The following is an 11,415-nucleotide window of genomic DNA, read 5'->3' on the forward strand; positions in this document are numbered from 1 at the left end:
AGTTTAATTATACTCAAAATATCGCTTCCCAAGTTTTTAACCTGTTCTCACTCTGCCGCATCCAGCACGGTAAAATGCCTTTGGATTCGGCTTCCGTGGCTGTCCGTCACGGTGAGCGTATGAGAGCCAGCACGTGGGCGGGCGGCCAGCTCATGCCGGTTTTCAGTGCAACCAAGATAAGTTCCGTCAATGTCCCAGTAAACAACAGTATCAGGATTTCTTGTCGCGGCCTGCATGACCATGCTGCCAGGACTTCCGTCGATTTCAGTCGGGATTACGATTTTTGCCCCCGCTTCCGGGAAAATAAGCGAAAGCTCCTGAATCTCAGCATTTTTATGCCATGGAACAAAATCTGGGAGCGAACGATAACCAAGATTTGCCCTCTTGTACCAGTATTCGATTGAAGGAGGAAGCACGAAACGGCTCTCAACTTGCGGCATCGTTCCGTCATATATTCCAGCCTTCTCGCCTGTCAAATCATCTGCCGTAGCCTGATAGAGACCGTCATTCGTAAGGGAAACTTTACGGCAATAAGGGCAGGCAGAGCTTTGAGGTGCTTTCCGCGGTTTAAAGGCCTCCTTTGTCTCGGTGCAATCAATGCCGGCTGCATATCCGCTTTTTGCACAGACAGTCACTTTGGAAAGCTCCGCTTCCGGGAAACCAATCCATGAAGAGCGAGGAAGAGTTTTGTATAAATCAAACAGGACAGGAGCTGCCGTAGACGCACTTTTTAAGTCCGGCGTTCCGCTTCCAATGGCATTTCCGACCCAGACTGCGACAGTATATTCAGCCGTCACGCCGATTGCCCAGGCATCGCGGTTTCCGTTTGAAGTTCCTGTTTTCCATGCGATTCGGCGGGCGTTTGCAAAAGTCTGCCATGCCGCTTCTTCATCCGGGCGGACTCCTTCAGAAAGAGCCGAAAGCGTGAGATACGCGCTTCCACGGCTTATCGGGAAATTTCGGTCAGAGTTCGTGCCGAGGGCAGCTTGCATCATGCGGACATAAGCTCTTGAAGCTTCCCAAAGAGTGATTTCTCCACCGCCAAGGATAAGCGGAAGGCCATAATCATCGCTAGAACGGTTCAATGTCGTAAAGCCTGATTTTCGCAAGATGTCAAGGAATGCAGTGATTCCGTATTCACGAAGCTCCCGGATTGCAGGGATGTTCAGCGAGCGGGAAAGGGCTTCGCTTGCAGGGATAGCCCCGGCGTATTTCGGAATATTGTTGTCAGGGCTGTAATTTCCGATTCGGGTCGGAATATCGATGACAAGCTGCTCCGGAAGAAGAGAGCCGGCATCGAGCATTGCGGCAAACAAAAATGGCTTCAAAAGGCTTCCCGAACTTCGCCTGGACTGAATCATATCAACGGCGTTCGTGTCTGTGTTTCTCTCAATTCCTGTGTTCGCACAATAAGCAAGAACATCAAGAGTTTTTGTATCAAGGATAAGGGCTGCCGCATTATTGATTCCCCTGCGGCTGAATGAAAGAGACCATGCCTCCAGCGTTCGCGTGGCATTTTTTTGCATAGAAGAATTCAGCTTGGTGCGGAATGTAGTAGTATGCTTCCCTTTTTGAGTTTTTTTCAAATATTCAAGATAATGTCTACTTATCGAAGGAAGTGGAAAAGGTTTTTGTGGAAGTTTTTCCAAAAGAGACCTCTCATATTCGTCAGCAGAGATTTTTCCCCGCTCAAAAAGCCTTGCAAGAAGAAAATTCCTTTTGGAAAGCAAGATTTCGCTGTTAGCTCCAGGATAAACAAGAGAAGGCTGGTTCGGAAGGACTGCAAGTGTGGCAGCCTCAGCCCAGCTCAAAGATGCAGGCGGCCGGGCAAAATATCTCCAGCTTGCGGCTTCCAATCCCACGACATTTCCGCCGAACGGAGCATTCGCGGCATACAGCTCCAGAATATGTTTTTTTGAATAACGAAGCTCAAAAAAAACAGCTGCCAGAGCCTCATGGAATTTCTGCCTGTATGTACGAGGGGGATAATGCTCCAGAAGCCGCACGGTCTGCATGGTGATTGTCGAGCCGCCCGAAACGATGCTCCCGGAAGCAGAGTTTTCTCGGAAAGCCCGGATAATAGAAAGAATATCGACTCCAGGATGCCAGTAAAACCTCTTGTCTTCAAAAGTAACGATTGCATCTGCAAATTTTTGTGGCACCTCGGCCGCCTCAAACCGCCACTGACCGTCAGAAGCAGTCTGCGCACCAAGAAGAGTGCCATCCGAAGCATAAAGAGCGTAGGAGCATGGAGACGAGCCTGAAATTATTGCAGCAGGAACTGCGAAAGTTGCGACAATAAGGGCAATCAAAAACAATAGGAGAACGGCAAAAAGCCGGCGTTTTCGTACTGAAAAAGAGCTTAGAACAAGAAGGACTTTTTCAGTAAAACGCCGGATTTTACCTTTTAGAGATTTTCCGATCACTTATCAGATACCCTGCGAATCCCAGCTTTTGCCAGACGACCAGGAACGGTTGCACGGATATCGTTGTCATACATGGCTTCCGCATGAATTGCCGGAATATAGTAGCTTCCTGAATATGCGACAGTCACATAGAACTTGAATTGCGCACTCTTAGAGTAGCGATAGCCGTCCGAAGAATTAAGTTTAAAATATGTGTATACGGCATCGTCACGAATATCCTGATAAGCAAAACTGCTCTGATAGTCTTCGCCGCTTGCAAGCCTGTCGTTCGCAACTTCAAGACATGTACCGATAGGAACGGTCAGAGCGATGTTATCGACATCTTTTCTGGTGTTATTCTCAACCGTGACAGTAAGGGCCACTGTGTCGCCGGCACCAGCATTTTGAAGCTCATCCAAGCCTTCAACAGAAAGAGAAAGTCCGCTCTCTTCCCTAGTCTCAGTTCCAGGCACTGTCATTCCGCTTGCGGCAAGAGTTCCATACAGGATAGTTTTTCCTGTATTGGTAATAACGGCTGTCTGGCTCTGCTGCTTACTGTTGAAAGGCAAGGTAACGAGTGCACAGTTCGCATCAAGCTGACCGGATTTTTCAGTTCCGTTCACACTGATAGAATAAGATGATGCCCCGGAAAGTTTCTGCTGGCTGTAGAACGGAAGCAATGCGTAAAGTGACCATGCCGCTTCATGTGTGCTCATCCAGTCCCCGCTTGAAAGCCGTTCTGCAAGAGTTTTTGCCGCGTTAGCAGCCTCAGAAGTCAATCCGGCGTAATTGCATGAAACCATATAGATGGCAAGATTTCGTGTGTTTGAACTAAATGTTCCGCCCGTGCTTCGCCATGATTTTTTTGCGTCTGGAGCAGCACAGAGTTTTTTCGCATCCTGTTTTCTTCCAATAAGTGCATAAGAAGCCGCAAGGAGAGAACAATCTGCCTCACCGAGAGAATTAGACAAGCTTTCAAGACGGTTCATCGCTCCGATGTCGGCTTTTCCTGCGAGCGCGAGGACAAACAATCTGTATGCCTGTGTTTCCGCGCTGTCACCGTTTCGCTCAGTCCAATATGCCGCGCTGTCTGAAAGCCACTCAAGGGCAGGATTATATACTGAAGAAGGAACGGCATAGCCATGCTGCTTTGCAAGAGTCATAAAATGTACGGCATAGCAGGTTCCCCAGGCGTGAGGATCCTGATTGCCCGGCCAATACCCCATAGCACCGCTTGTTGTCTGATAGGTTGGATAACGGTCGAACACGGACATGACATTATCTTTGATTTTATTGAGTTCAGCAGCACTGAGTTTTTGGAAATCAGGCAGGAAGAGCTGCGGGAATCCACCGGATGTTATCTGCTCGATACAACCATGAGGATATTGAATCAAATACTGGAGATGATTTGAAAGATCCACTGGCGGGAGAGGAGAAAGCTCAGCAAGAAGATTTGCAGTTCCACGCTCAAAGGCAGACGGAACGCTGACTGTCACAGATTCGCCGCTCTTTATTGTAAACGGAGTACGGTTAGTAATTGGAACACCGCGAGACACAATTTCCATGCTTACGCTTGATTTTGCGCTTGCAGAACCAGATTGCGCACTAGCCTCAAAAAGGACATGGCCGGCCGCTTTTGTCTCAATCTGGAAAGTGACCGCAGCACTGGCAGAAGCCGCAACCTCAACATCCTGAGTCTTTGTTATGTTAAGAATTCCACGGCTTCGGAGCGTTACGGTCACGGTTTTGCTTGTCGTTCCACCGTTAAAGACCGTGACAGGAACAGAAATCTGCTCATTTGTACCGAGAGTTCTTGGAACAGTCGGCTGAACCATAAGATCGCTCTTTACAGGAACTGTTTTTTCGGCTTTACCATAAGCTCCGTCAAGGCCTGCAACGACAACAGCCCTGACAGCACCGACATAGTAAGGCATATCAAATTCAGTAACCTTTTTCTCTCCGGCAGCAAGAGTGTATGGTCCGAAATATCTTACGACAGGAGAGAACCGGTTTTCATTTCGCGCTCGGTCATCAACAATCTCATCAGAACCACCGATTGCAAGGATAGTCTCAAGTTTGCCACTATAAGCATTCATTACATAGCGGTAGATATCCCAGTTTTCGATTTCAGATGCTTCTTTTTTATAGAATTCAGAACGCAAATCCGGGGCATGATAGTTTGTGAGTCCAAGAAGACCTTCATCAACGACGGCGAGAGTGTATGTCATAGCCCGACCGTCCTTTTCAGAAACAGTGAACCGTGCAGGCTTGTTAGGCTCAAACTGATCCGCAGCAGTAATTACAGGAGAAAGTTTTGTCGCAGGATTGTCAACGCGCACAGGAATAACGCCGTAAAGCCTGATTGGGAGACTGTTTGCCGTCTGCAGATGAGGCTGCAAGAGAGTAACATGAACATAGATATTCGGAGACATTTCTGCCGTAAGAGGAAGTTTGTAGACATTGCTTCCTTTTTTGGTATCGATTTTCTGCTGTTTGATAATGCGGCCGGCTTTTTCTATCGTGATGTATGCAGTAGCAGCCTCGTTTGAATTGAAAGTCACCTCAGCTGACTCGCCAGAAACATACTGATTTTTGCTTGCCGTAAGAGGAATCATTGCAGCACTGCCTGTTCCGCCCTCCTGAGCACGTCCTGCCCAGCCAGGCCAGTCGATGTAAACGATTTTTCCTGCGACATGTGAGTCATTTCGTGAGCCGCTGTCAGTAACTTCGACATAGTAGCGGCCCCAGTCAGGGTACTTGACCTGGAATTTGAATGTGCCCCTTCCGTCCTTTATGTCAACTTTGCCGGAAGCGACAGTATTGTAATAGCTTGAAGAAATATGGGTTGCGCTTGAGTATGCGTCTTTTTCCCACCACCATTTCCATTCGATTTTGTAGACTTTGAAGCTAAGGTTAGCACTCTTTACAGGCGAGCCGTCTGCAGAAAGAAGCGCGACATCAACTGTGTGGTCTGTGTCAGTAAGGAGCATGTTTCGTGCGGCATCACCTTTAGGAAGCTTAATTCCAACATAGCGAGTATATGGAGAATAAACAAAAGTCTTTGACTGTGTAGAGAATCCGCCTGCCGGCTCAAAGATTCGGCTCGTAAAATGAGCGTTGAGTTTTCCAGGCAAACGTCGTCCGGCATCAAGTTCTGCCGTAAACTCAGCCTTGCTGTCATCGTCAAGATAACCTTCCCAGACAGTCTCATGCCTCTGCTCCAGTTCCGTTCCGAGGCTCGTGAATGTGTATTCGCTGAAACCGTCAAAAGTAGTGGTTGCAGGACTGAATGAAACAGAGACATCAGCCTTGTAATCAGGAGTTGCGGCACCATGAAGCCATGCGCCCTTAAGAGTAAAGCGGTTTTTATCGCTCGTAAGCATTTTGGAATCAGAATCAAGCTGAACATCGAGGTGGTTTGGAACCACGGCCTCCACGCTCAGCATTTTCGTCCATTTTTTGCCGCCGATTGTAACACGGGCAGTCCACAATCCGGTCGGGGAATCTTTTTTGGTTGAAGTCTGAATCGGATAGAACCCATTTACGGAACGAGCAAGGAACTGAGTGTCCGAAACACGCCCCTGTGGATCCATAAGCTCAAAAGTAACAGGAATTGATGAAGGAAGAGACTTCAAAGAATCCTGCAAGACAAATGTAAGGAACATTTTATCGCCAGGTCGCCATACACCGCGCTCACCATAAATCGAGCCTTTTACGCCGTCACCAGCTTTTTCGCCGCCGATTTCAAAATGACTCGTAGAAAGTGATGTCGAGCTTGCGATTTTAAGATAGCTTGTCTGATCTCCAACTTTTGCTGTTACGACATAAGTTTTGTCAGCATCTGTGAAGAGAACTGAACCGCTGGCATCAGTCTTGGCACTCTTAAATGGAGTTCCGACATAAGTCTGAAGGTCAACCTGAGCACCGCTAACAGGCTTTGCAGTCCTTAAATCAGCCACAGTTACGAAAAGGCTTCCGCTTGAATCACGCTTTGCCATGATTCCGAGGTCGCTGATAAGAACATTCCGGCTTTTAAGCACGCTGCTGTTGTATTTCGGCATGTAGTATGCAGGATGGCAAGGGTCATCATCGTAATAATAATAATTGTCACGGTCCTTTGACTTTACATTTTCCCAGTAATCCCAGCTGCTCTTCTCATGCTGAACAGGAACTTGATATGGCTCAATCGTATTTGCCGGCATCGGAAGATGTGAGAAATCAGTGTGGCTGTTCTTGCAGACATATTTAATCTGGTCACGGCGGAAAGTAACCCTGATATGGAACATTCCGTTCGGATATTTTTTGACCAGTTCCCCCATCTCCAATCCACGGGCGACATATTTATTCTGCATTGAAGGATTCCAGTCAAACGCAATTTTTTTCTCCCAGACAGGCTCTCCTACACGGTAAAGCAGGCTCGTATCAGGAAGCTCATTTTCCTGAAGGAACTGAGGAATAGTCCTGTTATAGATTGCATAGACCTGAACAAGAACGCCTGTTAGGTTCCTGGTTTCGATTGGAAGGACAGCCCCTTGAGTAGTCGGAAGGATTACATTGTCGTTCATGAAGCGAAGGGCTGGTTTATCCCACCGCTCGGAAAGCTGAACATCTTTTGCCGAAGCAAGGAAGATTCCATCTGAACTTTTGATTCCTTTTGCGATAGTTACGCTTCGGACATGCTCAAAACCGCTGTCACTGAATATTGAAAGCACATTTCCGCGAACATTTGCACTGAGATTCTTTACAAGGGAGCCAGTGTCGCTCACGACCTGCACGAACGAAGATATATTCTGGGCTGTATCGAGGGTCTTTGAGAAACTGACAAGCAATGTGTTCGGCTTCTCAGAATTTACATCTAGTATAGAAAAAACTGTGCATGATGGAAGAACAAATCGTTTTTTCTCCTTGCAAAGCTTATCTTTCCAGCTGAAACTGATGGATTTTTCACTTTTTCCGCTCTTTATATTATCAACTGAAAAATACCATTTTTCTCCGCTGTCGCCAGCCTGCCATGTCACAGCAGCTTTTGAGATTCCATAGCGAACGGAAAGAGCCTCACTGACTTCCTTTTCGCTTGAAGGAATGTCTGTCACTACGGCTCCTGAAATTCGGTATGAAGCGGAACTTTCATCATAGCGGACTTCATCAAACTGAACCGCAAAACTCGGAAGTCCGACTGTAAATTCCTGCGTAAAAACAGAGCCTTTTTCTGTCCCGAAAAGATGAGAGCAGTCTGCTGAAAGCATGATATGGCTTCCAGCCTTGTATGGTTTTTCCGGCGTAAATGTCGCTGTGTTGCCGTCAAATTCCCAGCTTCCGCGAACTTTCGGCGAAAGGGAAAGCCCCTCCGCAAGCGGAACCTCAGAGTCCTTTGAAAATTTTATGCTTATAGGTGTCAGCCGCCCGATACCAGACGGAGTAACGGCCTCAATGTAGCGGGCTTTGGTCACATTCTGAGAGATGGCAGAAGCCTGAGACTGCTCCTTTGAGCATCCAGAACAAAACATTACGAAAGAAGCCGCAACGAGCACGGCGAGCCTAGAAAAACTATCTTTTAACATAAACTGATGATAAAATATTTTAATCCATAATGCAATTCAATCTCTCCTTAATTTTCATAATTTTGTACAGATTTAGTCAAAAAATATCTCTAAAACTACCATTTAAAGACTGCCCAAAACGGGCAGCTTTTTTATATCCTCACTATTCATCTTTAATTGAGACAATCCCGCTCGAAGTAATTGAATAGGATTTTTTAGTCGTATTTCCCTTAGTGCTGTTAGTCTTTAGGACAATGCAATAAGGAGTAGCAATTTCAAGGCTTGGTGGCAAAAAGAATTCAAGAGTCTTTGAGACATTACGAATAAGCTTTTCAACTTTTATCCATTGAATTTCGTCTGCGACAGGCTCTTCTTTTTCTGTTGCCGGAGCAAAGAATACACCACCATCATCACCAGAAATTTTTAAGCGACTTCCTTCAATACGGATTGACTTTCCTTTAGTGAAGTTTGTCGTTTCCTCACCCGTGAACAAATCCGTCATCGTTCCTATAATCGGGCTTGTGTCCGAAATGACGATTTTCTTAATTCCGAGACTTGATACCGCCTCATTCGTAACTTTTGATGAAGTAAATTTGACTTGAAAGCCTGGAATACTAGCAGTCTCAGGAGTGTCACCTTTAACAGTTCCGCTAGTGGTTATGTAAAGCGTTCCCAAATCAAAGAGGTTCACCGCCTCACCACGGCTCAATGCTTCCAATATTTCCGCCTTAAACAGCGAAGCCATGTGTTTCGCCATGATTGCGTTTGTTCCAACCTCTTTCTTTTGGATTCGTGCAATCAAATGATCGATGTTTACTGTTGTGCGGTCAAATTTTGCATAATATTTGCCACCCCTTTCAAATGGATTTACAACAAGCGTAACTGTGCCTGTTCCGTCAGAATCTGTGTAGTCAATAACTGTCGTATTGCTCATAATGTGTCCTCTCCGCTTCTTGCGGAATTTTTGAGATAAAGGACGGCTGCTAATTACCGCCCAGCCTACTTGACGAGGACACCACATAAAAAGTAAAATTCAAAAAGCTACTTAAGAATGATGCCTTTATGGGTGTCGGTTCTTCAAGCCCTAAAGAAGATACGCCAATATCTGCTTTAGGGCAATTTTTTTCATGCGCCAATCATTTTCGGTGAATAAGTCAAAAGATTTACAATTCTTCCGTTCAGAATTGCATTTCTAATGCTCTCATATCGAAATGCTTTTTTATAATGTCCATATACTTTGTAAGCACAAGCAAGACTGATTTCACATACATCAGAAATTTCACTTGGAGCACAAAGACCAAGATTGTGAATAAAAGCGAGCGGAGCCATTACATAAGCTGCAAAATGATTTGCCTCCATTTCTTTTTGCTCATACGAAATCATACAGTCCGATTCAAAATGCCCTAACTGGATATGAGCAATTTCATGCCAGATTGTAAATTTGTTTCTGCGCCGATCCATACTGTCGTTATAGTAGATTATGAATTTTCCAGCAGATGTTATGCTGAATCCATCTTCATATTTTGACACGACAAAATCCCGGTCTGTTTTTGAAAACTGCGAATACTTTTTTATTTCAATGCCCAACATGAATGCAACTTCAAAACAGTTCACCGGGAACTGTCTAAGACCTAAATCTTCAATCAGGTCATTTACGACGTCTTCTATTCTCGCATAATCACTTGCTTGTAAAAGCTTTTTCATAAACTCTATTTTCCTCCGTAAAGAATTTTTATAAATCGGTCTCTATCCGCAACACTCATGTTCGGAGCATTACGGGCAACAAGTTTAAAAGCCTGCTCAATCTCACTGTCTGCCCCCGCAGGCTTGACTTCATCAGACTTACCACTGAGATAGTCGGTCGAAGTTTCAAGCGCGTTGGCGATGTTCAAAAGAATCGCTCCTTTCGGCTCACGGTCGCCTTTTAAATAGTGCGAAATCGCACCTTCCGTAAGATTTGTTTTTTGAGCAATTTCTTTTTGCGTAAGCTGTCTTGACTTTATCAAAGCAGCAAACCTCTCTTTAAATAACCCTTCTGCCATAATTTTCCCCATTACTGTTTCCTTACAAGTTTAATATAACGAGAAAACTTGTCATTGTCAAGTAAGAATTGTCAATTTTTACAATAAAAAACAATATTCCCATTCAAGCAAGAATGTTGTTCCTGCTCGAACAGGAACAAGAAAATTGCTTAGCTAAGAATGACAGTATTAATTATCGAATAAAGCAATTTACATAGGCGGCACTATGAGCAGATGGCCGATGGAACGGTGAAGGATATTGAGGATGAGATTCCGTTTGATGTGCCGGAGGGGTGGGCTTGGGTAAGATTGCAAGAAATTGCTGATATAGCCAGAGGTGGTTCACCTCGACCTATAGATGCGTATCTAACAGCAGAAGAAACAGGTATTAATTGGATTAAAATTGGAGATACAAAACCTGGAAGTAAATATATAGTTTCTGCAAAAGAGAAAATCAAATTTGAAGGTAAAAAACACTCAAGATTTGTTCATGCAGGTGATTTTCTTCTTACAAATTCCATGAGCTTTGGCAGGCCTTATATTTTGAAAATAGACGGTTGCATTCATGACGGTTGGTTAGTATTTGCAAATATAAAAAATTGCCTTTTGCAAGACTATTTATATTATGCGCTTAGTTCAAAATATATTTATGATTCATTTTCTCTGGTAGCAGCAGGGTCAACCGTTAAAAATTTGAAATCTGATACAGTTAAACAGGTTCTTTTTCCTTTACCCCCAATCAATGAGCAAAAGAAAATTTTAGAAGAAATAGAAAGAATTATTACGCTTATTGAAGAAGTTGAAAATGATAAAGCAGATTTACAAGTCGCTATAAAACAGGCAAAAAGCAAAATTCTTGATTTGGCAATTCATGGAAAGCTTGTAGCACAAGACCCGAATGACGAACCAGCATCTGTTCTCCTTGAAAAACTTCGTGCTGAAAAAGAAGCAAAAATCAAATCGGGTGAACTAAAACGCGACAAGAACGATAGTTATATCTACAAGTCCACTACTGATAATTGCCATTATGAGAAGTTCGCTGATGGAACTGAAAAGGCAATCGAAATACCTTTTGACTTGCCAGCTTCCTGGGCATGGTGTCATTTTGGAGATATTGCGGATGTTATAAATGGCAAAAATCAGTCAAAAGTTGTAGATGACGCTGGAAATTATCCAATTTATGGAAGCGGTGGAATTATGGGCAGAGCTAATGATTATATCTGCCCTGAGAATTGCACAATAATCGGGAGAAAAGGCTCCATTAACAATCCGATTTATGTAAATGAAAAGTTCTGGAATGTAGATACGGCAGGGCATCCGCATCAAAAGCACTCTGCAATTGAATTCTTAACAAGTATTGTATTTAAAGATTAGGCGAGATGATAAAATAACTTCGGGTAGTAAAAATGACATTGAAGGAAACATTCGAAGAAATCACGGACGACAGAA

Annotated in this window: 6 protein-coding genes; 1 reads left to right on the top strand and 5 read right to left on the bottom strand. The window is 44.5% G+C overall.

Annotated features, from left to right (window positions below):
* Nucleotides 1–47: 47 nt before the first annotated feature.
* The 5 genes from pbpC to IJJ71_RS00730 form a co-directional block, all read right to left on the bottom strand.
* Entirely contained in the window at nucleotides 48–2,426 is a 2,379-nt protein-coding gene (gene pbpC / locus IJJ71_RS00710) for a penicillin-binding protein 1C (protein ID WP_367113197.1), read from the bottom strand.
* Nucleotides 2,423–7,966: an alpha-2-macroglobulin gene (locus IJJ71_RS00715; RefSeq protein ID WP_296844726.1), complete on the bottom strand. Its 5,544-nt coding sequence runs from the start codon at nucleotides 7,964–7,966 to the stop codon at nucleotides 2,423–2,425. Before IJJ71_RS00715 ends, pbpC begins: the two co-directional genes overlap by 4 nt.
* Before the next feature lie 142 nt (nucleotides 7,967–8,108).
* Nucleotides 8,109–8,879: an HU family DNA-binding protein gene (locus tag IJJ71_RS00720; protein WP_296844727.1), complete on the bottom strand. Its 771-nt coding sequence runs from the start codon at nucleotides 8,877–8,879 to the stop codon at nucleotides 8,109–8,111.
* Nucleotides 8,880–9,070: 191 nt separating this feature from the next.
* Nucleotides 9,071–9,649 (bottom strand): ImmA/IrrE family metallo-endopeptidase, encoded by a 579-nt coding sequence (locus IJJ71_RS00725; protein WP_296844728.1) that lies wholly within the window; start codon nucleotides 9,647–9,649, stop codon nucleotides 9,071–9,073.
* A gap of 5 nt (nucleotides 9,650–9,654) precedes the next feature.
* Nucleotides 9,655–9,987, bottom strand: coding sequence for a helix-turn-helix domain-containing protein (locus IJJ71_RS00730; RefSeq protein ID WP_296844729.1), 333 nt, complete (start codon nucleotides 9,985–9,987; stop codon nucleotides 9,655–9,657).
* 213 nt (nucleotides 9,988–10,200) lie between these two features.
* Between IJJ71_RS00730 and IJJ71_RS00735 the strand changes: the two genes are divergently transcribed.
* Entirely contained in the window at nucleotides 10,201–11,340 is a 1,140-nt protein-coding gene (locus IJJ71_RS00735; protein WP_296844730.1) for a restriction endonuclease subunit S, read from the top strand.
* Nucleotides 11,341–11,415: the final 75 nt, after the last annotated feature.

The sequence above is a fragment of the Treponema sp. genome, from assembly GCF_017430385.1.
Taxonomy (GTDB): Bacteria; Spirochaetota; Spirochaetia; order Treponematales; family Treponemataceae; genus Treponema_D.

What these genes read in the sequence shown, in the direction of transcription:
- IJJ71_RS00715 (WP_296844726.1), bottom strand. Translation starts at nt 7,966, where the DNA reads ATGTTAAAAGATAGTTTTTCTAGGCTCGCCGTGCTCGTTGCGGCTTCT.
- IJJ71_RS00720 (WP_296844727.1), bottom strand. Translation starts at nt 8,879, where the DNA reads ATGAGCAATACGACAGTTATTGACTACACAGATTCTGACGGAACAGGC.
- IJJ71_RS00725 (WP_296844728.1), bottom strand. Translation starts at nt 9,649, where the DNA reads ATGAAAAAGCTTTTACAAGCAAGTGATTATGCGAGAATAGAAGACGTC.
- IJJ71_RS00730 (WP_296844729.1), bottom strand. Translation starts at nt 9,987, where the DNA reads ATGGCAGAAGGGTTATTTAAAGAGAGGTTTGCTGCTTTGATAAAGTCA.
- IJJ71_RS00735 (WP_296844730.1), top strand. Translation starts at nt 10,201, where the DNA reads ATGGCCGATGGAACGGTGAAGGATATTGAGGATGAGATTCCGTTTGAT.